The organism is Collimonas silvisoli (genome assembly GCF_018305005.1).
Taxonomy (GTDB): domain Bacteria; phylum Pseudomonadota; class Gammaproteobacteria; order Burkholderiales; family Burkholderiaceae_D; genus Collimonas; species Collimonas silvisoli.
The window spans coordinates 1-23,538 of the sequence record NZ_JAGQEG010000066.1 but is presented as its reverse complement, the minus strand read 5'-3'; the positions used below and the strand labels follow the sequence as shown (position 1 = coordinate 23,538).

Annotated in this window: 25 protein-coding genes; 11 read left to right on the top strand and 14 right to left on the bottom strand. The window is 57.8% G+C overall.

Annotated features, from left to right (window positions below):
- The first annotated feature begins 40 nt into the window (after window positions 1-40).
- Genes KHU33_RS17490 through cobA form a run of 6 tightly spaced genes read left to right on the top strand, consistent with a single transcriptional unit; the run spans window position 41 to window position 6,124 of the window.
- Window positions 41-1,735, top strand: a complete 1,695-nt coding sequence (locus KHU33_RS17490; RefSeq protein WP_211465234.1) for a nitrite/sulfite reductase — start codon at window positions 41-43, stop codon at window positions 1,733-1,735.
- On the top strand, window positions 1,728-2,252 hold the full coding sequence (locus KHU33_RS17485) for a DUF934 domain-containing protein (protein WP_211465232.1): 525 nt from the start codon (window positions 1,728-1,730) through the stop codon (window positions 2,250-2,252). Before KHU33_RS17490 ends, KHU33_RS17485 begins: the two co-directional genes overlap by 8 nt.
- Window positions 2,253-2,254: 2 nt before the next feature.
- A complete protein-coding gene (locus KHU33_RS17480; protein WP_211465230.1) occupies window positions 2,255-3,007 on the top strand; it encodes a phosphoadenylyl-sulfate reductase in 753 nt (250 codons plus the stop codon).
- A gap of 42 nt (window positions 3,008-3,049) precedes the next feature.
- A complete protein-coding gene (gene cysD / locus KHU33_RS17475; protein WP_211465229.1) occupies window positions 3,050-3,985 on the top strand; it encodes a sulfate adenylyltransferase subunit CysD in 936 nt (311 codons plus the stop codon).
- A complete protein-coding gene (locus KHU33_RS17470; protein ID WP_211465228.1) occupies window positions 3,985-5,298 on the top strand; it encodes a sulfate adenylyltransferase subunit 1 in 1,314 nt (437 codons plus the stop codon). Before cysD ends, KHU33_RS17470 begins: the two co-directional genes overlap by 1 nt.
- A 40-nt stretch (window positions 5,299-5,338) precedes the next feature.
- Window positions 5,339-6,124: a uroporphyrinogen-III C-methyltransferase gene (cobA, locus tag KHU33_RS17465; RefSeq protein WP_211465227.1), complete on the top strand. Its 786-nt coding sequence runs from the start codon at window positions 5,339-5,341 to the stop codon at window positions 6,122-6,124.
- A gap of 28 nt (window positions 6,125-6,152) precedes the next feature.
- On the opposite strand, the gene KHU33_RS17460 is transcribed toward cobA, so the two are convergent.
- The 4 genes from KHU33_RS17460 to KHU33_RS17445 form a co-directional block, all read right to left on the bottom strand.
- On the bottom strand, window positions 6,153-6,329 hold the full coding sequence (locus tag KHU33_RS17460) for a hypothetical protein (RefSeq protein WP_211465226.1): 177 nt from the start codon (window positions 6,327-6,329) through the stop codon (window positions 6,153-6,155).
- Window positions 6,330-6,472: 143 nt separating this feature from the next.
- Window positions 6,473-6,703 carry a hypothetical protein gene (locus KHU33_RS17455; RefSeq protein ID WP_211465225.1) on the bottom strand — a complete coding sequence of 77 codons (231 nt, stop codon included), beginning with the start codon at window positions 6,701-6,703 and terminating at the stop codon, window positions 6,473-6,475.
- Window positions 6,704-6,985: 282 nt separating this feature from the next.
- The gene (locus KHU33_RS17450) at window positions 6,986-7,381 is read right to left on the bottom strand and encodes a hypothetical protein (RefSeq protein ID WP_211465224.1); all 396 of its coding nucleotides are present in this window, start codon (window positions 7,379-7,381) and stop codon (window positions 6,986-6,988) included.
- A gap of 463 nt (window positions 7,382-7,844) precedes the next feature.
- Window positions 7,845-8,069, bottom strand: a complete 225-nt coding sequence (locus tag KHU33_RS17445) for a hypothetical protein (protein WP_211465223.1) — start codon at window positions 8,067-8,069, stop codon at window positions 7,845-7,847.
- 133 nt (window positions 8,070-8,202) lie between these two features.
- Between KHU33_RS17445 and KHU33_RS17440 the strand changes: the two genes are divergently transcribed.
- Entirely contained in the window at window positions 8,203-9,114 is a 912-nt protein-coding gene (locus KHU33_RS17440) for a LysR substrate-binding domain-containing protein (RefSeq protein WP_211465221.1), read from the top strand.
- On the opposite strand, the gene KHU33_RS17435 is transcribed toward KHU33_RS17440, so the two are convergent.
- From KHU33_RS17435 to lptF, 3 genes are read right to left on the bottom strand one after another with little or no spacing between them, the layout of a single operon-like run.
- Window positions 9,095-9,496 carry a sirohydrochlorin chelatase gene (locus KHU33_RS17435; protein WP_211465219.1) on the bottom strand — a complete coding sequence of 134 codons (402 nt, stop codon included), beginning with the start codon at window positions 9,494-9,496 and terminating at the stop codon, window positions 9,095-9,097. The two genes, KHU33_RS17440 and KHU33_RS17435, sit on opposite strands and share 20 nt — an antisense overlap.
- A 36-nt stretch (window positions 9,497-9,532) precedes the next feature.
- Window positions 9,533-10,666, bottom strand: coding sequence for an LPS export ABC transporter permease LptG (gene lptG, locus KHU33_RS17430; RefSeq protein ID WP_211465217.1), 1,134 nt, complete (start codon window positions 10,664-10,666; stop codon window positions 9,533-9,535).
- A complete protein-coding gene (gene lptF / locus KHU33_RS17425; protein ID WP_211465215.1) occupies window positions 10,663-11,802 on the bottom strand; it encodes an LPS export ABC transporter permease LptF in 1,140 nt (379 codons plus the stop codon). Before lptF ends, lptG begins: the two co-directional genes overlap by 4 nt.
- Before the next feature lie 37 nt (window positions 11,803-11,839).
- On the opposite strand from lptF, the gene KHU33_RS17420 reads away from it, so the two are divergent.
- Window positions 11,840-13,351 carry a leucyl aminopeptidase gene (locus KHU33_RS17420; protein WP_211465213.1) on the top strand — a complete coding sequence of 504 codons (1,512 nt, stop codon included), beginning with the start codon at window positions 11,840-11,842 and terminating at the stop codon, window positions 13,349-13,351.
- Between the two features lie 82 nt (window positions 13,352-13,433).
- Here the strand turns inward: KHU33_RS17420 and xth are convergent, their stop codons facing one another.
- On the bottom strand, window positions 13,434-14,201 hold the full coding sequence (gene xth / locus KHU33_RS17415; RefSeq protein ID WP_211465211.1) for an exodeoxyribonuclease III: 768 nt from the start codon (window positions 14,199-14,201) through the stop codon (window positions 13,434-13,436).
- A 252-nt stretch (window positions 14,202-14,453) separates the two neighbouring features.
- Here xth and KHU33_RS17410 point away from each other — a divergent pair, with 252 nt between their 5' ends.
- The 3 genes from KHU33_RS17410 to KHU33_RS17400 all read left to right on the top strand — a co-directional run bounded on the left by KHU33_RS17410 (window position 14,454) and on the right by KHU33_RS17400 (window position 17,496).
- A complete protein-coding gene (locus tag KHU33_RS17410; protein ID WP_211465204.1) occupies window positions 14,454-15,575 on the top strand; it encodes an NHL repeat-containing protein in 1,122 nt (373 codons plus the stop codon).
- A 167-nt stretch (window positions 15,576-15,742) separates the two neighbouring features.
- The gene (locus tag KHU33_RS17405; RefSeq protein ID WP_211465202.1) at window positions 15,743-16,192 is read left to right on the top strand and encodes a MarR family winged helix-turn-helix transcriptional regulator; all 450 of its coding nucleotides are present in this window, start codon (window positions 15,743-15,745) and stop codon (window positions 16,190-16,192) included.
- Complete coding sequence (locus KHU33_RS17400) at window positions 16,189-17,496, top strand: MFS transporter (protein WP_211465200.1); 1,308 nt, start codon at window positions 16,189-16,191, stop codon at window positions 17,494-17,496. Before KHU33_RS17405 ends, KHU33_RS17400 begins: the two co-directional genes overlap by 4 nt.
- A 28-nt stretch (window positions 17,497-17,524) precedes the next feature.
- Here KHU33_RS17400 and KHU33_RS17395 read toward each other — a convergent pair whose 3' ends face one another.
- The 6 genes from KHU33_RS17395 to KHU33_RS17370 form a co-directional block, all read right to left on the bottom strand.
- A complete protein-coding gene (locus KHU33_RS17395) occupies window positions 17,525-18,157 on the bottom strand; it encodes an esterase/lipase family protein (RefSeq protein WP_211465198.1) in 633 nt (210 codons plus the stop codon).
- Window positions 18,158-18,165: 8 nt separating this feature from the next.
- Window positions 18,166-18,423 (bottom strand): hypothetical protein, encoded by a 258-nt coding sequence (locus KHU33_RS17390; protein ID WP_211465196.1) that lies wholly within the window; start codon window positions 18,421-18,423, stop codon window positions 18,166-18,168.
- Window positions 18,424-18,461: 38 nt separating this feature from the next.
- Window positions 18,462-19,349, bottom strand: coding sequence for an RluA family pseudouridine synthase (locus tag KHU33_RS17385; RefSeq protein ID WP_211465195.1), 888 nt, complete (start codon window positions 19,347-19,349; stop codon window positions 18,462-18,464).
- Complete coding sequence (locus tag KHU33_RS17380; protein WP_211465193.1) at window positions 19,349-19,840, bottom strand: arsinothricin resistance N-acetyltransferase ArsN1 family B; 492 nt, start codon at window positions 19,838-19,840, stop codon at window positions 19,349-19,351. The genes KHU33_RS17385 and KHU33_RS17380 overlap by 1 nt, the downstream gene beginning before the upstream one ends.
- A 107-nt stretch (window positions 19,841-19,947) precedes the next feature.
- Window positions 19,948-21,840 (bottom strand): propionate--CoA ligase, encoded by a 1,893-nt coding sequence (locus KHU33_RS17375; protein ID WP_211465191.1) that lies wholly within the window; start codon window positions 21,838-21,840, stop codon window positions 19,948-19,950.
- Between the two features lie 115 nt (window positions 21,841-21,955).
- On the bottom strand, window positions 21,956-23,407 hold the full coding sequence (locus tag KHU33_RS17370) for a bifunctional 2-methylcitrate dehydratase/aconitate hydratase (protein ID WP_211465189.1): 1,452 nt from the start codon (window positions 23,405-23,407) through the stop codon (window positions 21,956-21,958).
- Between the last annotated feature and the right edge of the window lie 131 nt (window positions 23,408-23,538).

Sequence of the window (23,538 nt, the reverse complement as noted above, 5' to 3'; positions counted from 1 at the left end):
TGAGTGACGACGCTGGCCACAACCCATAAGGAAGACGAAGATGTATCGCTACGATCAATACGATCACCAGATAGTCAAGGAACGGGTCGCACAATACCGCGACCAGGTAAGACGCCGCCTGTCGGACGAGCTGACGGAAGAAGAATTCCTGCCGCTGCGTCTGCAAAACGGCTTGTACATGCAGCGTCATGCCTACATGCTGCGCGTCGCCGTGCCTTACGGCATGTTGTCGTCGGCCCAGGTGCGCATGTTCGGCCACATCGCCCGCAAGTATGACCGCGGCTACGGCCACCTGACCACGCGCCAGAACATCCAGTTCAACTGGATCAATCTGGAACAGTCGCCAGACATCCTGGCTGAGCTGGCAACGGTCGAAATGCATGCGATCCAGACTTCCGGCAATTGCATCCGCAACACCACTTCGGACGAGCTGGCCGGGGTTGCCGCCGACGAAGTGATCGATCCGCGTCCCTACGCCGAAATCATCCGTGAATGGAGCACCTTCCATCCGGAGTTCGCCTTCCTGCCGCGCAAGTTCAAGATCGCCATCAGCGGCGCCGAGCAAGACCGCGCCGCTACTGCCGTGCACGACATCGGCCTGCATGTGGTGAAAAATGCCGAAGGCGAAATCGGCTTCCGCTTCCTGGTCGGCGGCGGCATGGGCCGTACCCCTATCATCGGCAGCGTGATCCGCGAATTCCTGCCGTGGCAGCACGCGTTGACCTATCTCGAAGCGGTCCTGCGCGTCTACAACCAGCACGGCCGCCGCGACAATAAGTACAAGGCGCGCATCAAGATCCTGGTGAAAGCGCTGGGCGCCGAAGAGTTCGCGCGCCAGGTGGAAGCCGAGTGGCTAGCCATCAAGGACGGTCCTGCCACGCTGACGGTGGAAGAACTGCAACGGATAGCGCAATATTTCACGCCGCCGCCATACGAAACACTGGCCGCCAGCGATGCTGGATTCGAAGCACAGAAAGCCGACAACAAGGCCTTCGCCAACTGGCTCAAACGCAACGTCAAGGCGCACAAGGTGAGCGGCTATGCTGCGGTCATCCTGTCGGTGAAAAAGACCGGCGTGCCGCCGGGCGACATTACTGCCGCCCAGCTCGATTTCGTGGCCGACCTGGCCGACCAGTACAGCTTCGGCGAAGTGCGTGTGACACACGAACAAAACCTGGTGCTGGCCGACGTCAAGATCAGCGAGTTGTTCGCGGTGTGGCAAGCGGTCAAGGCGCAGGGATTGGCGACGCCGAACATCGGCCTGCTGACCGACATCATCTGCTGCCCCGGCGGCGATTTCTGCTCGCTGGCCAACGCCAAGTCGATCCCGATTGCGCAAGCCATCGCTGAAAAATTCGACAACCTCGATTTCCAGCACGATATCGGCGATATTGAATTGAATATCTCGGGCTGCATCAACGCCTGCGGTCATCATCACGTCGGCAACATCGGCATCCTCGGCGTCGACAAGGACGGTTCGGAGTGGTACCAGGTTTCCATCGGCGGCGCGCAAGGCAACAGCACCAGCATCGGCAAGATCATCGGGCCATCGTTCTCGTCGCAGCAAATGCCGGTTGTCATCGAGCGTCTGCTGCAAGTCTATGTGCAGCAACGCAACGAGGAAGAATTGTTTATCGATACCGTACAGCGCCTGGGTATCGCGCCGTTCAAGGAATTTGTTTACGCCAGCCCGATCCCGACGGGTTACACCCATGGAGAGGACGCCTGTGTCTAATATCATCAAAAATCGCACGGTCGTCGCCGACGAATGGAGCGTACTGCGCCTGAACGAAGGCGAAAGCGCCGATAGCGTCGGCATCCCCGCCGGTAAAGTGATCGTGCCGTTCAGCGTCTGGACAGCGCAGCGCGCGCAGCTGCAGGACCGTGCAGAAATAGGCGTATGGCTGAGCAGCGATGCGCAAGCGGATGTGGTGAAAGACGATCTGGCGCATTTCGCGCTGATCGCGGTCGACTTCCCCAAATTCACCGACGGCCGCGGTTATTCGATCGCCTACAACCTGCGCACCCGCCTTGGCTACAAGGGCGAACTGCGCGCCATCGGCGACGTCTTGCGCGACCAGTTGTTTTACATGCAGCGAGTCGGCTTCGACGCCTTTGCGGTACGCACCGACAAGGATATCAACGACGCTCTCAAAGGCCTGACCGATTTCTCGGAAAAGTACCAGACTTCGTGGGATGAGAAAACACCGCTGTTCCGTCGTGTGCAACGTCAAGCCGTCACCCAGGATTAATTATGAGCAGCCCGACCTTATCTCTGCCTGACCTGATTGCCGCCACCAAGGCAACGCTGGAAAAAATCGCCGCCGACTATACGCCGGCGGTATTCGCTTCCAGCCTGGCGGCCGAAGACATGGTGCTGACCGACCTGATCCTGCGCAATAAATTGCAGGACCGGATTGCCATCTTCACGCTGGAAACCGGGCGCTTGCATGCCGAAACGCTGGGCATGCTGGATCGCATCAAAGAAACCTACCACTACGATGTCACGCCATATCGTCCGCAACCCGAGGCAGTGGCTGCCTATGTCGAACAAAACGGCTTGAACGCGTTTTACGACAGCATAGAGATGCGCAAGGAGTGCTGCCGCATCCGCAAGATCGAGCCGCTGAAGCGTGCTCTCGCGGGCAATAAAGCATGGATCACCGGCCAGCGCCGCGCGCAGTCGCAGACACGTGCCGAACTGCATGTGCAGGAACAGGACGAAGCGCATGACATGGCCAAATTCAATCCGCTGGCCGACTGGTCGGAGGACGATGTCTGGCAGTACATTCGCAGCAATAATGTGCCGTACAATCCGCTGCACGACAAAGGTTATCCGTCCATCGGCTGCGAACCATGCACCCGCGCCATCCAGCCCGGCGAAGACGTACGCGCCGGCCGCTGGTGGTGGGAAAACCCGGATTCGAAAGAATGCGGTTTGCACGTGGTAGACGGCAAATTGATCCGCATCAAATCGGTCGCAGCTGAACCTCAGCAGAACGCCTGAAGTATTGCATCGTTGAATAACAAGACCCGGACAAGACCTGATATGAACACAGTTGTTGAAATTTTTTTCCTGGACAAAGCCGCCAATCGTCATCTGGACTGGCTGGAATCGGAAGCGATCCACATCATGCGTGAAGTGGCAGCCGAGTGCAGCAATCCTGCACTGCTGTTCTCAGGCGGCAAGGATTCCGTGGTGCTGTTGCGGATTGCAGAAAAAGCTTTCCGCCCGGGCAAATTCCCTTTCCCGCTGGTGCATATCGACACCGGCCACAATTTCGAAGAAGTCATCACTTTCCGCGACAAGCGCGTGGCGGAACTGGGCGAACGCCTGATCGTCGGTTCGGTCGAGGATTCGATCAAGCGCGGCACAGTGCGGCTGCGCAACCCGCAAACCGATTCGCGCAATGCCGCGCAGGCGGTGACCTTGCTGGAAACCATCGCTGAACACAAATTCGACGCCTGCATCGGCGGCGCCCGTCGCGATGAAGAAAAGGCACGCGCCAAGGAACGTATCTTTTCGTTCCGCGACGAATTCGGCCAATGGAATCCGAAAGCACAGCGCCCGGAACTCTGGGATCTGTACAACACCCGCGTTCACCCAGGCGAAAACATGCGGGTATTCCCGATTTCCAACTGGACCGAGCTGGATGTCTGGCAATACATCGCCCGTGAAAAACTGGAACTGCCACCGATTTATTTCGCCCATCAACGCCAGGTGATCCCGCGCAACGGCCTGCTGGTGCCGCTGACCGACCTGACGCCGGCGAAAGAAGGCGAGACCGTGGAACTGCGCGAAGTGCGCTTCCGTACCGTCGGCGATATTTCCTGCACCTGCCCGGTGGCGTCCGATGCAGCAACCGTCGAAGCCATCATCGCTGAGACTGCAGTGACCCAGATCACCGAACGCGGCGCTACCCGGATGGACGACCAGACCTCGGAAGCCTCGATGGAAAAACGCAAAAAAGAAGGATATTTCTAATGAATGCCGTTGTAACAAAAGCTGTTGAAGCACCGCTGGAGCGCGGCCTGTTGCGTTTCATTACCGCCGGTTCGGTAGACGATGGCAAAAGCACGCTGATCGGCCGCCTGCTGTTTGACAGCAAGGGCATTTTTGCCGATCAGCTGGATGCTATCTCACGCGCCAAACACAAACGCACGGTAGGTGACACGATCGACCTGTCGCTGCTGACCGACGGCCTGGAAGCCGAACGCGAACAAGGCATCACAATCGACGTCGCTTATCGTTATTTCGCCACGCCGAAGCGCAAATTCATCATCGCCGACACCCCGGGCCACGAGCAATACACGCGCAATATGGTGACCGGCGCCTCGACTGCGGATGCGGTCATCATCCTGATCGACGTCTCCAAAGTGAAGCTGGGCGACGACGGCAGCGTTGAGCTGCTGACCCAGACCAAGCGCCATTCGACGATTGCTCATCTGCTGCAGATCGAGCACGTGATCGTCGCCGTCAACAAGATGGATCTGGTGAATTACGACCAGACCGTGTATGACCGCATCGTTGCCGCCTACCAGCAATTTGCCAAGCAACTTGGCTTGCGCGACGTCCGCCCTATCCCGTTGTCGGCGCTGGCCGGCGACAACGTGGTGGCGGCCGGTGACAACATGCCATGGAATAAGGGCCCGACCCTGATCGAGTTGCTGGAATCGCTCAGCGTCTACGACGAATCGCATGACGAACCGTTCCGCTTTCCGGTGCAGCTGGTGGCGCGCCACAACGGCCACGAAGCGAATGATTTCCGCGGCTACATGGGCCGCATCGAAGCCGGCAAGGTCCACAAGGGCGACAAGCTGGTGGTGCAACCCAGCGGTCAGAGCGCTACCGTCAAGGACATCCTGGTGCTCGAAGGTTCGCTGCCGTCGGCCGTGGTCGGCCAGTCCGTGACCTTGCTGCTGGACGAATACCTGGACATTTCGCGCGGCGACATGCTGACCTCGGTCGAACGTGCTCCGGCTTTGCTGAAAACCGTCAGCGCAGATCTTTGCTGGCTGTCGGAAGACGCACTCGATCCGCGCCGCAAATACTGGATGAAGCACAGCACCAAGCAAGTCGCCGCACGCGTGACCCAAGTGGATACGCTGCTCGATATCAACACCCAGGAAAGGCGTCCGGCTGAGTCGCTCAAGCTGAACGACATCGCCCGTGTATCGCTCAATCTGCAGCAAGCCATCGCTGCCGATTCCTACGATGCGATCCGCGCTACCGGCGCCTTCATCCTGATTGACGAAGTAACCCACCAGACCGTCGCCGCCGGCATGATTCGGCTATAACCCGGGCTCGACTGACAGCAATAGATTGGATAGGCAAGCCATGCAAGCTACTCACTCCAGCAGTAAATCAGCAAATACCTGCGGCAAGGTCTATCTGATCGGCGCCGGCCCAGGCGCGGCCGATTTGATTACCGTGCGCGGCGCCAGATTGCTGGCGCAAGCCGACGTCGTCTTGCATGACGCGCTGGTCACTGAAGAAATGCTCGCACTGTGCCCGCAAGCCTTGAAAATCGCCGTCGGCAAGCGTTGCGGCAAGCTGTCCACCGCACAGCAGTTCATCAACAAGCAAATGGTCGACAATGCACGCAAATACGCCGTGGTAGTGCGTCTGAAAGGTGGCGACCCGATGCTGTTCGGCCGCGCCGATGAAGAACTGCGGGCACTGGAGCAGCATGGCATCGAAGCTGAGGTAGTGCCCGGCATCAGCGCTGCGCTGGCGGCAGCGGCAACTTCGCAGCAGCCTTTGACCAAACGCGGCGTGGCGCGCAGCGTTGCTTTCTTTACGTCAAGCACCGCTCCGGGCGAATCGGACCAGGTCAATATCCCATCCTGCGACACGCTGGTGCAATACATGGGCGGCCGCGAAGCGGCGGCTACCGCGCAGCGTCTGCTGGCACAGGGCCGCGCCGCCTCGACGCCGGTGGTGGTGGTGGAAAACTGCAGCCGCGACAATCAGCGCATCCAGCGTTTGCGGCTGGATCAGCTTGAATCCGGCTTGCAGCAGTGCGAAGGCCCGGTGCTGGTAATGATCGGCGAGGCATTGGCCAGCCGTGCGCATCAGCCACTTGAGGTCGTCGAGCAGCACGATAGCCAGAACGCGGCTTGATTCTTTACCGCTTGTCGGAGATATGCGTTTAGCGCACGAACGGTTTGACGTGCGCCGGTGACGCCAGTGCTTTTTCCAGAACCGGAGCGGATTGATCCGGATGGTCTTCAGGCGACAAGACATTAATCCAGCTGACCAAGCCGGCAGCAACCATAGTCAATACCAGAAATACCGCAACTCTCTTATTCAAAAATTCCCATTTCATTTTTTACTCCTTACCTGCGACATCGGCTCCGCTGATGCGGTAAAACCGAAGAACTATCGCATTCAAATAACCAGCGCCTTGCCGCCATAGGAAACGGCGACAGGGACAGCCTTTAAGTCACTATTACGATGACAAGATCGCGCTCAGCGGCCGGTGACGCTACCTGTCGCCAGCACACCGTACACGCCGACTTGGCGCTCGTTTCGGCCAGTATCACGCTTGATATCGCGCTTAATATTTTTTGCCTTCGCATTGCCGGAAAGCGCCGACGCCTGGCTTGGCGTCCAGCCGAACGTCCAGTTGCCTGTGCCGCCGCTGCCACGATTGCTGCGGTTGCCGGGTGCAATACCCAGTAGTGTTTTGATGGTCATCATTTCACCTTTTCATGCGGTGCTTCGTTCGCAGCTTTGCGCGAAGCAGGTTCAACATGTAAAGCGGTGGCGCGGCGTGCCGGCAATGGCACGGACGACTGCGACGAAGAGATTCCGCCAGTCGATTGCAAGCTGTCCAGCCTGGCCAATCGACACCGGAAAAGTGAGGATGGCTAGACGGGGTCAGACAAATGCAGGCACACAACTGCTTTACTATTTTTCGATACTGATTTTCTGATCCGATAATTCGGACAACTGGAACAGTCCATTTTCACTAACTCCTGTTTATGCCGGCAACGCCGTGGCGGCGTGCGCGGCGCGAGATGCGGGCTTGGCCTGGACAGCCCGTGCCGAACGCTGGGGGATACTTTCCCAACGCACGCTACGGACGCTGATTTCCTGTGCCAGACGGGTTACCAATTGCACCAGTCCGCCGCGTTCGCGCACCGAGCACATCACTTCCACCGTGATACTGGTCAGATGCGCCTGCACCGCAGGCTGGTTGCCCTGATAAGTCACGTTATAGGCCGACAGCAGCTTGCGCATCAGCTCTTCGAGCTTGGCCACTTCCGAATTACGGCAGGTGGTCACGATACGATAAGGCAAATCTGTCGCGTGATTATCGTTGGCTGCGGCGCGACGATGCTTGTTAAAAAATGCATATAGTTTATTGAATGGCATGGCGATTTCCTTCCCACTTCCGTTAGCCGGGATTGCCAGGCGCATTGCTACAGCTGGTGTACGGCCTATTCAGATGCTTGAGGCGAACACACAGCCGAACGCAATCCGCCCAATGGCAGCGCGAAAAACGGTCTTACAAAAAACGGATGGGAGTATCGCTGCGGCATTGTGTAAAACAATTTGCCGCGATGATTTTGCCGCGATACTACAGCTCGCATAATGCACAAGCTGTAGCGGAGGGAGGTCTGCTAAAGGTTATGCGCTATGTGCCGGGCTGAGGACCCATCCACGCTTACTACTAGAACAACTGTCCAAGATATGGACCTCCATGTGATGCAATGCGGGGATTATATTTCCGGATAGCTATTCTGTCAAGTAAAAAAGCTTTACTTTCACCAAAAAATATGTATTACCGATCCCGACTGTCCATATCGCGATGGCAGGCGGCGAAAATAAAACGCCGTCAATAAGAACCGTTTTTCATCACCCGCAATGTATGCAGCACCGATCCGTGCCGGCAATCCAATACCTGCAGACGCCGCTCCAGATCTTCGTGATCCAGGGCTGCTGCGAGATAAGCCTGCTCCGCATCCAGCGTGCCAATGCAGCTTGCCGCCGCCCTTTGCAACCAGGCGGAAGGTAGCAATGTCTGTAATTTGATATTAGAAAATTTATTGGAAAACGCCATGCCAAACTCCCGCTTGATGAGCATGCAAAATAGTTTTTGCCGGCTACGTTATCGATGACCGTGGCTGTAGAATAGGCGGATCAAGGCTTTTCTTAAAGCCACATTATCTATTTGAAATATAAGTTTTTTTAACATGAAAACACGTTTGCCACCCCTCAAGCCGCTACGCGTATTCGAAGCCGTGGTGCGTACCGGCAGCCTGACGCTGGCCGCGGCCGAGCTGCACCTGACGCATAGCGCGGTGAGCCAGCAAATCAAGTTGCTGGAACAGCATTTCGATCAGACTTTGTTTGTCAGAGGGCAGCGCGGCGTCGAGCCGACTGCGGCGGCGCGGATATTTTTTGCCGACGTCAAAGCCGGGCTGGATCGCATCTCGCTGGCGGCAGAACAGCTACTCAATACCGGCCAGGTACGCATCATCCGCGTCAGTTGCACGCCGTCGATGGCGATGCGCTGGCTGATTCCCCGGCTGTCGTCGTTTCAGATAGAAAATCCGCGCGTCGAGATTCGCGTCACCACCTCGACGGTTGCGGTCGACGCCATCAAGGAGCCGTTCGACGTACTGATACGGCGCAGTCCCATGCATCGCGCCGAGTACGAATGCATACGCTTCCTGGATGATGTGCTGACCCCGGTGGCGTCGCCGCGTTACCTGCAGCAACATCGATTCGACAGCCCGGCCGCATTGTTGCAGGCATCCTTGCTGCATCTGTCGAGCCGCTCGGAAACGTGGACCCGCTGGTTTGGCGAAGCCGGTGTGCCGATCAAAGGCCAGTTGCCCGGCCAGATCTACGAACATTTCTTTTTAAGTTTGCAGGCGGCGCTGACCGATCTTGGGGTTGCCATGGGTTCGCTGGCCTTGATCGAAGACGATCTTGCGCATGGCGCCTTGCTGCCGCTGTTTCCGGACTTGCGCTTGCAGGATAAGGGATTTCACTTGCTGTTTCGGCCCAGTCATCAAGACCCGGTACTGGCCAACTTTATCGCATGGCTGCAAGCGAAGGGCAAGCAGACTTCCGCAAGCATCAGGAATGGGGCAGCGTAGACAGGCAGTATCCGGCGATGGCATTCAGCACATCCGGCTGCTCGCCAACCGCCTGCGCCACCGTGATCGCCAGTTGCGGATGTTGCTGCTGAGCCTGCGCGATCAATCCCGGCAGATCGCGCCGTACGTGGCCGCCCTGCCCGAGGAACACCGGCACCACGCTGACCTCGCTGACGCCGGCGGCTGCCAGCTGCTGCAGCAGCTGCGGCAAATCCGGCTGCATCAGCTCCAGGAAAGCCAGCTTGACCAGCAACTGCGGCCGCTGCCGCTGGATCAACTGTTGCAAAGACTCGAACGGCGCCGCCCAGCTTGGATCGCGTGCGCCGTGAGCAAACAAGATAAGCGCTTGCTGCGGTAAAAACTCAGACTGAGATTGAGGCATAGACCACCTGACCTTCAAACAACGCGTGATGTGACGCTAGTGTCGCTCAATCTTCCATAAGGCGCCGATGGCGATCAGCAGGAAGATGGTGCTCGGCAAGGCCGCGGTGAAAAAAGGCGGCCAGGTATTGAGCAAGCCCAGATGCGAAAACAGCGTGTTGACCAATTGAAAGCTGACACCGATCATGATACCGGTAAATATCTTCAGGCTGACGCCGCCGGTACGGAAATGCAGATAGGCAAACGGCAGGGCCAGCGCCATCATCACGAATACAGACAAGGGGTAAACCAGCTTTTTCCAGAGCGCGATATCGTAGCGCTCGGTATGCTGGTTGTTCTCCGCCAGATGCTGGGAATAGGCCCATAAATTGTATGCCGACATATGATCCGGATCGGCAAACAGGACCGACAGGATCTCCGGCGTAATTTCCGAAACCAGGTCTTTGCTTGGAAATTTCTTGGTGGCGATCGAGCCGGTGATGTCTGCCGTCGAAGTGCCGTTGACGAAATCGGTCTGCACCACATCATCCATGCGCCAGGTATGCTTGCCTTGATAGTCGGCATGGCTGGCCAGAATCATCGCCGACATGTGCATGTTGCGATCGAATTCGTATAATTTGACGCCGACCAGTTGGCCGTTCGGGCGGATTTCGCCGATATTGATAAAGCGCGAGCCAACGATTTCACCGCTGGCGCCGTCGGCCCGGATCACGTCCTTGCTCCACAAGCCGGTCTTGAATTTCTGCGAAATCGAAGCTCCCTTGGCTTGCAATTTCACCTTCTCGGCAAATTCAGCGCTTTTGGGAGCAACGAACTCGCCGATCAAAACCGTGGCCACCACAAACAGCAAACCGATCTTGAACAGAATCTTGGCGGTCATCATGGTCGACATGCTGGAGACGCGCATGATGGTAAATTCGGAACGCGCGGCGAATTGCGACAAGGTGTAAATCGTGCCGATCAAGGCCGCGATCGGCATCAGTTCATAGGCATAGCTCGGCAAGCCCAGCAAGACAAAAAAGAAGGCATGCTGCAATTTATAGCCGCCGTGACCGACCGACGGCAGCTCGGTCGTCAAATCAAAGAATGCGAACAGCGCCAGAAATGCCGCCAGCGTAAACAAGACTGAGCGAACGATCTCGGAGGTGAAATAACGCTGCAGGACCTTCATGTTGCCGCCGTTTTTTTAATTTTAATCAGACGCGCATGCTTGACAGCGGACCACATGACCAGCGGGTGGTAGCGGCTATTCACATTCAGACGCCACATGAACAGCAAGCCGATGATGATCAGCACCGCCAGATGCATAGGCCACCAGGCAAGCCCGAACGAGGTCCGGCCCTGCACCACCGACGCCTGGAAAATACTGACCACATTGCTATAGGTGATATACAGCAAAAGCGCGATCACCAAGCTGCCTGAACGCCCTACCCGCGGATTGACAAAACCCAGCGGTATCGCCAGCAACATCAGGCACAGCGCCATCAGCGGCAGCGACAAGCGCCACAACAACTCGCCCATATTGAAGCCGTTGCGGTCTTTTAACAGATCGGCGGTGGGCAAAGCGCGCGCCGATTTATCGCCACTCACCGCTTGCGAATTACTGGCCACCAGCACGCCATAACGCTCGAACTCCATGAGCCGGAATTCGTTCTGGCTGGACAGCACGTCATAGCGCCGCCCTTTCGACAAAATCAGGAATTTATCGCCATTCTTGTCCAGTTCGATATTGCCTTCCTTGGCCACCACGATGCTGTTCTTGCCGTCTTGCTGGGTATTCACGAAGACATTTTTCACCTTGCTGCTGTCGCCGGAAAGTCCTTCCACAAAGAAGATCCGGTTAGCCGCCGCCGACTCTTGAAACTTGCCGGGCGAAACCCTGGAGATGTCTTCACGTTTCTCGAAGCGCTCGCGGTATTGCGCGCTCTGGCTGTTGGCCCACGGCGTCGCTACAAAACTCAGGATGATGGTCAGGACAATGATCGGCAAACCGAACCACAGCACCGGCTGAATCCATCGCACCAGGCTCTGGCCGGAAGCAAACCAGACCACCATTTCCGAGTCCTGGTAACTGCGCGTGACCACCAGCAGCACGGATATATAGCCGGTCAGGATCAGCAGGATCGGCATGTAGTTCAAGGATTGGAAACCGATCAGCGCGACCACGTCCTGGGACGCAATCTGTCCTCCGGCTGCTTGTCCCAGAATCTTGATCAGCATCACCGTGATGATAATTGTGAAGAGCGTAGTAAAGACCGCACCGGCGGTGCTAATTAATTCGCGTCGGAGTGCGCGCTGAAAGATCATTGGGGAATATAATTGCGGATCAAAAAAGGAGTAAGTGATGGACTTTAGCATAAAAACCAATGACGCAAAAACCTCAATTGCCTCTCTGAAAGCCGGCTGTATCGCAGTCGGGATCTATGAAAACAAGAAACTCTCGCCACAAGCGCAAGCTCTTGACAAATCTGGTGAAATCACTGCTGCATTAAAGTCCGGAGATATTTCCGGTAAGCCAGGCTCCAGCCTGCTGCTGCGTAAAGTTGCAGGCGTCGCCGCTGAGCGCGTCCTGTTGATCGGCCTCGGCCCGGACGGCGAACTGAACGACAAGGTCATGTCGACGGCGGCTCTGTGCGTGGCGCGCGCGCTGTCGACTCTGGGCGGTAACGACGCCTTGCTGGCGCTGCCGTTTGACAGTATCAAGGAACGTGATCTGGCATGGGCGATCCGTAGCAGCATCCTGGTGTTGCGCGAAAACTGCTATCGCTCGGACACCTTGAAAAGTAAAAAAGAGACAACATTATCCGGCGTCAAAAAGATTGCCTTCCTGGTCGCTGCCGCAAAAGCCGCAGCCGCCAAGGAAGCCGTGGCGCAAGGTCTGGCGCTGGCCAACGGCATCGACCTGACCAAGGAACTGGGCAACCTGCCGGGCAATATCTGCACCCCGACCTACCTCGCCAACACCGCCAAGAAACTGGCCAAGGAATTCAAGCTGGCAATCGAAATACTCGACCGCAAACAGCTGGAAGCCTTGAAGATGGGCAGTTTCCTCTCCGTTGCGCGCGGCGGCGGCGAAGCGCCGAAGTTCATCATCATCAAGCATCAGGGCGGCAAAGCCAAAGACGCGCCGACGGTATTGGTCGGCAAGGGCATCACCTTTGACACCGGCGGCATCTCGCTCAAGGGCGGCTCCGGCATGGATGAAATGAAGTACGACATGTGCGGCGCCGGTTCAGTGCTCGGCACCATGCGCGCCATCGCCGAACTGAAGCTGAAGCTGAACGTGATCGGCGTGATTCCGGCCACCGAGAATATGCCGTCCGGTACGGCTACCAAGCCTGGCGACATCGTCACTTCCATGTCGGGCCAGACCATCGAGGTCTTGAACACCGACGCCGAAGGCCGCCTGGTGCTGTGCGATGCACTGACTTATGTGGAGCGCTTCAAACCGGCTGCCGTGGTCGATATCGCGACACTGACCGGTGCTTGCGTCACTTCGCTCGGCCACCACAACTCCGGACTGTTTACTCGTCACGACAGCGCGCATGATGCGCTGGCGAACGAGTTGCTCAGTGCCGGCAAGGCGACCGGCGATACCGCCTGGCGCATGCCGATCGAAGACAGTTATCAGGAACAGCTGAAGTCGAATTTTGCCGACATGGCGAATATCGGCGGCCCGGCCGGCGGCAGCATTACCGCAGCCTGTTTCCTGGAGCGCTACACCAAGAAATACACCTGGGCCCATCTGGACATCGCCGGCACCGCATGGAAGAGCGGCGCAGCCAAGGGCGCAACCGGACGGCCGGTGGCTTTGCTGACCACCTTCCTGATGAATCGCGCTGCCGCAGCCAAGTAATCAGTATCGGCAAGAAAAAACGGGGTGCCGGCATTACTGCCGGCGCCCCATTTTTATTTCAACGCCTGGCTTATTCAGTTACTCAGCCCAGCGTAGCAATCACCGGCGCATGATCCGATGGCTGCTCCCATTTACGCGGCACTTTATCGATCACGCAAGCGCTGCACTGCGCTGCCAGCGGCGGCGACAACAGGATATGGTCGATCCGCATGCCGCGGTTCAGGCGGAATCCCATCTGCCGGTAATCCCACCAGCTAAACAATTTTTCCGGCTGTTCAAACATGCGGAAGGCATCGGTCAGCTCCAGACCTTGCAAGCGCGCGAACGCAGCGCGCTCGGGCGGCGACACCAGGTTCTGCCCTACCCAGGCAGCGGGATCATGGACGTCGCGGTCTTCCGGCGCAATATTGTAGTCGCCCATCAAGGCCAGCTTCGGATGCTGCTTGCACTCCTCCTGCAGCCAATCATGCAAGGCGTCCAGCCACTTCAGCTTGTATTGGTACTTCTCCGAATCGGGCGACTGGCCGTTGGGAATATAAGCGCAGACGATGCGCATGCCGTCGATGGTGGCGGCGATAATCCGCTGCTGCAGGTCTTCATACAGCGGGTTGTTCTTGACCACATCGGTGATCGGATGGCGCGACAGGATGGCCACGCCGTTATAGGTTTTCTGGCCGCTGAACACCACGTGATAACCGGCCGCCTCGATTTCCGCCGCCGGGAATTTGTCGTCGGTCAGCTTGGTTTCCTGCAAGGCTAATACATCCACCGGATTATCCGTCAGCCATTGCAGCACTTGCGGCAAACGGACCTTGAGTGAGTTGACGTTCCAGGTTGCTAATTTCTGCATATTCGGTTTCTTCAAAATATTAGGGAGTCACGCATATCCCGCACTTTACTACAAGCAGCTGCTGTTCTCCGCCACCAACGCCCTGTGCAACCATCACAAAGAGTCACGATCATCTCGGCTTGCGCCAACTTTGCTTCCGAGGAATCCCCAGAATCCGGTAGTATTCTCATATCAATTCACCATGAGCCATGCCTAACGCCGCCTTTGTCCCTTCGCAATCCAACTTACCTGGGCTCACTTATCATGGATTTCATGCGAGCTAACAAACTACCTGCCAGACTCTCCCTTTGCCTCTTCGGCCTGCTGTTGACGGCGTGCTGCCGGACAGATCAGACGACCTGCGCAACCACCTCCAAAACCGACGCAGGCAGCAGCGACGGCAGCGCCAGCAATGCACGCTTTAACCAGCCCAACGCCATCGCGGTTGACGCTGGCGGCAATCTGTTTGTGACCGACACGGCTAACAACACCATCCGTAAAATCACTGCCGCCGGTGTCGTCAGCACTCTGGCCGGCAATGCGGGCAACGCGGACGGCAGCGGGCCGCAAGCGCGGTTTAGCCAGCCCGGCGGCGTCGCTATCGATGCCGCCGGCAACCTGTATCTGGCCGATACCCTGAACCATACAATCCGCAAGGTGACCGCCGCTGGTGCGGTGTCAACCTTGGCAGGGAGCGCCGGACAGGCCGGCCAGGCTGACGGCACAGCAGCGAATGCCCGGTTCAATCAACCTTGGGGAGTGACGCGCGACTCTGCCGGCAATCTCTATGTGACCGATAGCGGTAACGATGCAGTGCGCAAGATAACAGCGGCGGGCGTGGTGACGACACTGGCGGGGGCTGCAGGCAACCCGGGAAATGCAGACGGCGGCGGCGCCCGCGCGCAATTCAATTTTCCGCGTGGTATCGCGATCGACAGCGCGGCAAATCTGTATATCGCCGATACCAATAACAATACGATCCGCAAGCTTGGCCAGAGCGGCGATGTAACTACCTTGGCAGGAACTGCAGGCGCCGCCGGCAGCAATGACGGCAGCGGCCAGCGCGCCCGTTTTAGTCAACCGCATGGCGTTGCGATCGACAGCGCCGGCAATATCCGCGTCAGCGATACCGGCAATCAGCTGATTCGCAATGTATCCCTGACCGGAGTGGTCAGCACCCTGGCGGGCGCGGCGGGAATTACGGGCGATACTGACGGCAGCGGCAATCACGCCAGATTCAACCAGCCCATGGGCATTGCTACCGATACCGCGAACAATATATATGTCGCCGATACCGGCAACAACCTGATTCGCAAGGTGACGCCCGATGGACAGGTCAGCAGCTTGTTAAGAAGCGGCGACTCCTCATCGTGCTTATGTCTTTTCAAATTCTAAACACGCCTGCCTCATCTGGACGATAAGTCTCATGGTAAGTTGAAATCGTCCAGATAATCCCCCCCCATCTCGTCCCGCGATCAAATTACAACAAGCAAGTTGACATCCTTCAGATTCCGCCTATAGTATGCATATACATGGATGCATATGCACAAAAAGGAAGCAAAATGGAAAGCCAATGCAGTTGCTCGACGCTGCGACAGCTGACGCGCAAGATGACCAATATCTACGATCACTATCTTGCCGCCGACGAACTCACCATCAGCCAGTATTCCTTGCTGGCAAGGATCGGCAAATACGGTCCGATCGGGGTGATTCCGCTGGCGCACAGCATGGGCATGGATCGCAGCACCATGAGCCGCACGCTCAAGCCCCTGATCAGCGCGGGCTGGATTCAAACCGTCGATCTGCCGCTGGAAATGCTGACCGACAAGCGCTCCTTCGGCGTCAGCCTGACCAGCGACGGACAGCGCAAGTGGAAGCAATCCAAGCCTAACTGGCGCAAAGCACAAGAATCAATCAATACGATATTGGGCGACCAGACCCATCACGCCCTGATGAGCCTGGTCGATGACGCAAACGCAAAATTTGAACAAAGCGAAAATGCCATTTTATGAATAAGACCATACAAGCCATCATGTCGCGCACACGTTTCAGCTACGTGTGGATCATCGTCGGCGTCACTTTCCTGGTGCTGCTGAGCGCCGCCGGCATCCGCGCCACGCCATCGGTGATGATCCTGCCGCTGGAGCATGAATTCGGCTGGAGCGTCACCACCATCTCCTTCGTCATCTCAGTCAACATCGCGCTATACGGTTTGATCGGGCCGTTCTCGGCAGCCGCCATGCAGCGCTACGGCATCCGGCCGATCGTGCTCGGGGCGCTGGTGCTGCTGGCAGTCGGCACTTTCATCAGCACCTTCATGACGATGCCGTGGCACATGGTGCTGGCCTGGGGCATTCTGGTGGGAGCCGGTAGCGGCGTCGCCGCCAATACGCTGGCTGCCACCATCGTCAGCCGCTGGTTCGAAACCCGGCGCGGTCTGGCGATGGGCTTATTGACCGCCAGTTCGGCCACCGGCCAGATGGTGTTCCTGCCTTTGATGGCTTATATGGTCGAACATTTCGGCTGGCGTTCGGTGGCTATCCTGGTGGCCAGCGTCGCCGCATTGGCGATCCCCTTGGTGGCGATCTTCTTGCCGGAACGGCCGCAAGATATCGGCATGAAACGCTACGGCCAGTTCGAAGAACTGCCGCCGGAAGCCGCCGGCAAATCAAAAAACCCGTTGAGCATCGCTTTCGAAGCCTTGGGAAAAGCGGTAAAAATCCGCGATTTCTGGTTGCTGTTCTTCAGCTTCTTCATTTGCGGCATGAGCACCAACGGCTACATCGGCTCGCACTTCATCGCCATGTGCGGCGACTATGGCATTTCCGCAGTCGGCGGCGCCAGCATTCTTGCCACCATGGGCCTGCTCGATCTGTTTGGCACCACCATGTCCGGCTGGCTGTCGGATCGTTTCAATGCCCGCGTGCTGTTGTTCTGGTATTACGGTTTGCGCGGCGTTGCACTGATTTTCCTGCCGCATGCATTCGGCCTCAGTTACTTCGGTTTGCCGGTCTTTGCGCTGTTCTATGGGCTCGACTGGATCGCCACCGTGCCGCCAACCGTGCGCCTGGCCAACGATGTGTTCGGCCGGCTGGCCGCGCCTATCGTGTTTGGCTGGATTGTCGCCGGCCACCAGTTGGGCGCCGCCAGCGCCACCATGCTGGCCGGCTCGCTGCGTAACAGCCTGGGCAGTTATACGTTGTCGTCGATGCTGATGGGCGCGGCTTGCATCGTCGCTGCGGTGATGGTGTTGCGGATCAAAGGCCATCATGCCGGCGGCGATCTGATAGCCGCCACTCCGGTACTGAATCGCTGAGCGGCGATAATTCTGCTTATAGCTGTGCCTATAACTTCACGGTGGCCACGATATCGCTGGCCACCTGCCGCGAATTCATGATGATGGTATGGATGGTCGGCAGCAATTGTACCGGTATCGCGCCCAGCTGCACTTCTTTCACCGACAGGATACCGTCGTTCGGTTCATCGCCAAACGGCGTCCAGCTGCCGCGCGGACCTTTGGTGCCGGCGTACACCAGCAACGGGATATCCGGGATCGGCAAGCTATCCATGAAATCCTGGCGTGCCAGCAACTGGCCCATTTCGCCGGTAATCAGGCGGAACAAACGCCACTGCGCCAGTTTGATGGCATAGCTGGAGGCCTTGGTCGGCGGCGCCAGGAATACGCCGAGCTCCGGCGCCCGCGCCAACTGCGGCAATACCGCCCGCGTCAACACGCAGCCAAGCGAATGGCCGACGATGATGAAGCGCTGGCCGCCGATGCGCGCCGTGATAAATTTACGCAGGCGTTCGACGCAAGGCAACCAGCGTTCAAACGCAGCCGAATAGGCAAACAGATGGGTAGTGATTCCTGCCGCCCGCAAGCGTTTGGCGAGCAGCAGCATCGACAGCGGCGTGCGCCCCATGCCATGCACCAGGATGGCGTGTACGTTTGCACTCTCGGGCCGTTGATCGTTCATGGTGCTGCTTAATCTTTTTTCTGCAGCTGCTTTTCAAATGCCACGTCCAGCTTGCTGATGCGCTTCGGTTTTTGCGGGCCGTAGGCATTGACAAACCTGACGAAAGCATCCAGCTCAAGCGCCTCGCTGAGGCGGATCGGCGCATCAAAGCCGGCGTTCTGCGTCAGGTAAAACAGCTCATCCGCAGTCCTTACCATCGAATACCGCACAGCGCTGCTACGGGCATTGAGACGTTCGACTGCCGCTGTGGCTCGGGTTGATCTCATTGCGCTCTCCTGATATTTTCCATCTGTTCCACGATTATTTAAAGTTCGCGCTGGCTTGCAAAACGGCGCTGCCGCCCGTCCAGCGGATCGATGAAGGCGATTTCCCGCGCCAGCAGCTTCAAGGGCGCCGACAGATCGTCACCTTTGCAGGGATACACATCGGGATAAAACGTATCGTTGATAATCGGTATCCCTAATGCTGCCAAATGTACGCGCAGTTGATGCTTCCTGCCGGTCAGCGGCTGCAGCCGGTAGCGGCTGCATGTCTCGCGCCGTTCGATCAATTCGATGCGGGTCTCGGAATTCGGCTCGCCTGCCACTTCCTGCATGCGGAAAAACGGCGTGCCGTCCACCATGCGGCTGCGGTACACCAAGGGCAACACCAGATCCGGCGCAGTCGGCGCCAACGCCTCGTAGGTCTTCTCGACCAGCCGCTGCTGGAACAACGATTGATAAGCGCCGCGGCTGGCCAGGTCGTGGGAAAAAACTATCACGCCTGCGGTTTCCCGGTCCAGCCGGTGAATCGGCGTCAGATAGGCCAGGCCGGTTTTTTTCTTGAGCCGGACCAGCAAGGTTTCGCGCAGAAAACGCCCGGTCGGAATCACTGGCAGAAAATGCGGCTTGTCGGCCACCAGTATCCGCTCGTCCTGATACAGGATAGTTTCTTCAAATGGAATCGGCGTCTCGGCCGGCAGCTCACGGTAGTAAAAAATGCAAGTGCCGCGCCGGTACGGGCTGTCCGGCGCCAGGCGCAAGCCATTGCCATCGACCACTTCGCCGCGCGCCATGCGCGCCACCCAGTCAACACTGTCAACGGCCGGGAAACGTTGCACCAGAAATTCCAGCAGATTCGGCCAATCGCCCGCCGGCAGCCATAGATAGCTGGGTGCGACGCCATCGACAATCGGCAGCGGTGGCAGTGCCATCACAACACCCGTTGCCAATACCCGACGTCGATCCAGCGTTCGAATTTTCTACCGACCTGGGCAAAGTGGGCTACCTTTTCATAGCCCATCTTTTCGTGCAGCGCGACACTGGCGGCGTTCGGCAAGGCGATGCCGCCGATCACCACGTGCACCGGCAGTTTCTTCAGTTCTTCGATCAAGGCGCGGTACAGCGCACTGCCGAATCCCTTGCCTGCCGCTGCCTCGGACAGATAGACCGAACTCTCCACCGCATGCTGGTAAGCTGCGCGCGCGCGCCATTTGGTGACATAGGCATAGCCTACTATTTGCTCGTTCTCGACACATACCAGCCAAGGGAAATTGGCCGTGATATCGATGATGCGATGGCCCATCTGTTCCGGCGTCACCGGCTCGGTTTCGAAACTGATGAAGGTGTCGCGGATATAGGGATTGTAAATGTCGCAAATGGCGGCTGCATCGGCGATGGTTGCCGGGCGAATGATGTGGGTCATGGCGAAAGGTCAAGTTACACGGGCGAATGCACAATCATACCGTGCAATCGCCTGTGTCTGGCGGCGACTGCCAAAATCGGCGTACGCCGCCTTCATCCTATGCCAGATCAGCCGAGCAAGGCGTCCTTGATCTGTTGCAAGGAAGACGGGTCTTCGATGGTGGTCAAGTCGCCTGGATCGCGTCCCTCGCAAATGGCCTGGATGGAACGCCGCAGCAACTTGCCGGAACGGGTTTTCGGCAGCAGGCCGACCACATACACCCGCGCCGGCCGGCCGACGCTGCCGATCCGCTGGTCGACCACGCGCATGACCTCCGCCTCCAGCGTGGCTCGCCCCTGTGCCGTATTGTCGGCCACCTTGGGAATCACAAAAGCCACGGCCACCTGCCCTTTCAGCTTGTCTTCGACGCCGACCACGGCCACTTCCGACACATTCGGATGGCTGGAAATACTCTCCTCTATTTCACGCGTGCCTAGCCGATGGCCGGCAACATTGATGACATCGTCGGTGCGCCCGAGAATAAAATAATAACCGTCGTCATCGCGGATGCCCCAATCGAAGGTCGAATAGGCCGGGCGTCCGGAATCGGGCATATGCGTGGCCCAGTAGGTATCGACACAACGCTGGTCGTCGCCATAGATGGTTTGCATGCAACCCGGCGGCAATGGCCATTCGATCACCACCACGCCTTTTTCATTGGCGCCGCATAACTCGCCGGTGGCCTCGTTCAGCAACTGTACTTTGTAGCCGTACATCGGCACGCCGGGGCTGCCTAGCTTGCTCGGCTTGTTCTCGATGTTCTTGGCGATGGTCATGATCGGCCAGCCGGATTCGGTCTGCCAATAGTTGTCGACAACAGGCACGCCGAGCGCGGAGGAAATCCAGCTCGATGTAGTCTCATCCAGCGGCTCGCCGGCCAGATATAGCGCCTGCAAGGACGACAGATCGTATTTCCGCATCAGCTCCGGCGGCTGCTTTTTGAGCACCCGGATCGAGGTCGGTGCGGAGAACATGCGCGTCACCCGGTATTTCTCGACGATGCTCCACCAGACGCCGCCATCCGGCCTGATCGGCAGACCTTCGTACAACACCGTCGCCATGCCAGCAATCAAGGGACCGTAGACGATGTAGGAGTGCCCGACCACCCAGCCGATGTCGGAGGTACAGAAAAAAGTGCCACCGGGCTTGCTGCAAAAGATGGCGTCCATCGAGGTCGCCAGCGCCACCGCGTAACCGCCGACATCGCGCTGCACGCCCTTGGGCTTGCCGGTGGTGCCGGAGGTGTACAGGATATAGGAAGCCTCGTTCGACTCCAGCCAGGCTACCGGCACCTTGGCGTCTATATAGCGCTGGCGCTGCTCAGCATAGTCGACATCACGCTCCGCCACCATGTCCATCGCAGCCAGTCCGCGATTGACCAGCAGCACATGCGCCGGCTTGTGCTGCGCCAGCTTGATCGCGTCGTCCAGCAACCCCTTGTAGGGCAACACTTTACCGCCGCGCGAGCCGGCGTCGGCGGAGACGATCAGCTTGGGCGTCGCATCGTCGATCCGGCTCGCCAGGCTATTCGAGGCAAAGCCGCCGAACACCACCGAATGGATGGCGCCGATGCGGGCGCAAGCCAGCATGGCAAAGGTCGCCTCGGCGATCATCGGCATGTAGATCAAGACACGGTCGCCACGCCCCACGCCCAGCGCTTGCATGATGGCGGCAGTGCGATTGACTTCTGTATGCAGCTCGCGGAAGGAATAGTTTTTTTCAGTATTGGTTTCAGTAGAAATCGCGATCAGGGCCGGCTGCTCGCCGCGTGTTGCGACCCAGCGGTCCACCGCGTTGTGGCACAAGTTGGTAGTGCCGCCGACGAACCATCTGGCAAACGGCGGCCGGCTGTCATCGAGCACTTGCGAGAACGGATGGTGCCAGTCGATCCGCCTGGCTTGCTCGGTCCAGAATGCGGATGGATCGCTGATCGAGCGTTGGTAAAAGGTGGCGAAACTCATGCTGTCTCCTTGCTTCTTATAAAGAACCACAGGGTGCAAAGGTACACATGCTTCTGTGGCATGTTTCCAGCACCTATCGCAATTGCGCCCCGTCAAGGCGGGGCGCAATTTTTTGTTAGATCACATACAAATCAACATACTCGTTGACTGCCATGTCTTCCAGTTTTTTCTGGTCCAGCGAGACATCCAGGATTTTCTGCTGCTGCTTGAGCGACAACTGGCGCGCCAGGTTGATCTTGAACTTGGCTTCCAGCAACGGGATGCCATCCTTGCGGCGGCGCGCATGGCCGATCGGATATTCGACCACGATTTCCTTGAATTTCTTGCCATCCTTGAATTCAACCGTCAGGGCGTTCGCAATCGAGCGCTTCTTCGGATCATGGTAATCCTTGGTGAAGGCCTTGTCTTCAACGCAAACGATCTTGTCGCGCAGGACATCGATGCGCTTGTCCGAAGCCACCTTGTCTTCATAATCGCCGGCGGTCAGGCGGCCGAAAATCAGCGGCACGGCGACCATGTACTGGATGCAGTGATCGCGGTCGGCCGGATTGTTCAGCGGCCCCTTCTTGTCGATGATGCGGATGCAGGCTTCGTGGGTGCGGATGGTGATCTTCTTGATATCGTCCACCGACTTGCCGGCCTTGGCCAATTCCGCGTGCAAGGCCATGGCGGCTTCGACCGCGGTTTGCGAATGGAATTCGGCCGGGAAGGAAATCTTGAACAGCACGTTTTCCATCACATACGATTCGTACTTGCGCTGGAATTTGAATGGCTGGCCTTTGAACAGCACATCGTAAAAACCCCAGGTCTTGGCGGTCAGCACCGATGGATAACCCATTTCGCCGCTCTTGGCGATCAAGGCCAGGCGCACTGCGCGCGAAGTAGCGTCGCCGGCAGCCCAGGATTTGCGCGAACCGGTATTCGGTGCATGGCGATAGGTACGCAAGGACTGGCCGTCGACCCATGCCAGCGATACCGCATTGAGAATCTCTTCACGCGTCAGGCCCATCATTTCCGCCACCACCGCGGTCGACGCTACCTTGACCAGCACCACGTGATCCAGGCCCACCTTGTTGAAGGAATTTTCGAGCGCAATGCAACCTTGGATTTCGTACGCCTTGATCATCGCGGTCAGCACGTCCTTCATCTTCAACGGCTTCTTGCCGGCGGCGATGGCGTTGCGCGAAAGCCAGTCGGCGGTGGCCAGGATGCCGCCCAGGTTGTCGGACGGATGACCCCATTCCGCTGCCAGCCAGGTATCGTTGAAATCCAGCCAGCGGATCATGGCGCCGATGTTGAACGCCGCCTGGATCGGATCGAGCTGGAATTGCGTGCCCGGCACTTTGGCGCCGTTAGGCACCACGGTGCCCGGCACAATCGGTCCCATCAGTTTTTTACAGGCCGGATACTCCAACGCTTCCAGGCCGCAGCCCAAGGTATCGATCAGACAGTTGCGCGCGGTGTCGTAGGCCAGCTTGGAGGTGATCTTGTATTTGGTCACGTAGTCGACGATATCGACCAGCACTTTGTCGTATTTTGGGCGGACGTTGGAGATGTGAGCGGACATTGTTTTCCTTGATAGATATGAATTAAAACGTAGCAATTAAAGCGTAAAAAATGAAGCAAAAAAATGAAACTATTCAGCCGAACTACGAAACAAAGCCCTCACAAACCGCACGCCCCCAAAATTCAAGGAAT

Excerpts from the sequence above, each read along its gene's own strand:
- KHU33_RS17490 (WP_211465234.1), top strand. The coding sequence starts at position 41 with ATGTATCGCTACGATCAATACGATCACCAGATAGTCAAGGAACGGGTC.
- KHU33_RS17480 (WP_211465230.1), top strand. The coding sequence starts at position 2,255 with ATGAGCAGCCCGACCTTATCTCTGCCTGACCTGATTGCCGCCACCAAG.
- cysD (WP_211465229.1), top strand. The coding sequence starts at position 3,050 with ATGAACACAGTTGTTGAAATTTTTTTCCTGGACAAAGCCGCCAATCGT.
- KHU33_RS17470 (WP_211465228.1), top strand. The coding sequence starts at position 3,985 with ATGAATGCCGTTGTAACAAAAGCTGTTGAAGCACCGCTGGAGCGCGGC.
- cobA (WP_211465227.1), top strand. The coding sequence starts at position 5,339 with ATGCAAGCTACTCACTCCAGCAGTAAATCAGCAAATACCTGCGGCAAG.
- KHU33_RS17460 (WP_211465226.1), bottom strand. The coding sequence starts at position 6,329 with ATGAAATGGGAATTTTTGAATAAGAGAGTTGCGGTATTTCTGGTATTG.
- KHU33_RS17455 (WP_211465225.1), bottom strand. The coding sequence starts at position 6,703 with ATGATGACCATCAAAACACTACTGGGTATTGCACCCGGCAACCGCAGC.
- KHU33_RS17450 (WP_211465224.1), bottom strand. The coding sequence starts at position 7,381 with ATGCCATTCAATAAACTATATGCATTTTTTAACAAGCATCGTCGCGCC.
- KHU33_RS17445 (WP_211465223.1), bottom strand. The coding sequence starts at position 8,069 with ATGGCGTTTTCCAATAAATTTTCTAATATCAAATTACAGACATTGCTA.
- KHU33_RS17440 (WP_211465221.1), top strand. The coding sequence starts at position 8,203 with ATGAAAACACGTTTGCCACCCCTCAAGCCGCTACGCGTATTCGAAGCC.
- KHU33_RS17435 (WP_211465219.1), bottom strand. The coding sequence starts at position 9,496 with ATGCCTCAATCTCAGTCTGAGTTTTTACCGCAGCAAGCGCTTATCTTG.
- lptG (WP_211465217.1), bottom strand. The coding sequence starts at position 10,666 with ATGAAGGTCCTGCAGCGTTATTTCACCTCCGAGATCGTTCGCTCAGTC.
- lptF (WP_211465215.1), bottom strand. The coding sequence starts at position 11,802 with ATGATCTTTCAGCGCGCACTCCGACGCGAATTAATTAGCACCGCCGGT.
- KHU33_RS17420 (WP_211465213.1), top strand. The coding sequence starts at position 11,840 with ATGGACTTTAGCATAAAAACCAATGACGCAAAAACCTCAATTGCCTCT.
- xth (WP_211465211.1), bottom strand. The coding sequence starts at position 14,201 with ATGCAGAAATTAGCAACCTGGAACGTCAACTCACTCAAGGTCCGTTTG.
- KHU33_RS17410 (WP_211465204.1), top strand. The coding sequence starts at position 14,454 with ATGCGAGCTAACAAACTACCTGCCAGACTCTCCCTTTGCCTCTTCGGC.
- KHU33_RS17405 (WP_211465202.1), top strand. The coding sequence starts at position 15,743 with ATGGAAAGCCAATGCAGTTGCTCGACGCTGCGACAGCTGACGCGCAAG.
- KHU33_RS17400 (WP_211465200.1), top strand. The coding sequence starts at position 16,189 with ATGAATAAGACCATACAAGCCATCATGTCGCGCACACGTTTCAGCTAC.
- KHU33_RS17395 (WP_211465198.1), bottom strand. The coding sequence starts at position 18,157 with ATGAACGATCAACGGCCCGAGAGTGCAAACGTACACGCCATCCTGGTG.
- KHU33_RS17390 (WP_211465196.1), bottom strand. The coding sequence starts at position 18,423 with ATGAGATCAACCCGAGCCACAGCGGCAGTCGAACGTCTCAATGCCCGT.
- KHU33_RS17385 (WP_211465195.1), bottom strand. The coding sequence starts at position 19,349 with ATGGCACTGCCACCGCTGCCGATTGTCGATGGCGTCGCACCCAGCTAT.
- KHU33_RS17380 (WP_211465193.1), bottom strand. The coding sequence starts at position 19,840 with ATGACCCACATCATTCGCCCGGCAACCATCGCCGATGCAGCCGCCATT.
- KHU33_RS17375 (WP_211465191.1), bottom strand. The coding sequence starts at position 21,840 with ATGAGTTTCGCCACCTTTTACCAACGCTCGATCAGCGATCCATCCGCA.
- KHU33_RS17370 (WP_211465189.1), bottom strand. The coding sequence starts at position 23,407 with ATGTCCGCTCACATCTCCAACGTCCGCCCAAAATACGACAAAGTGCTG.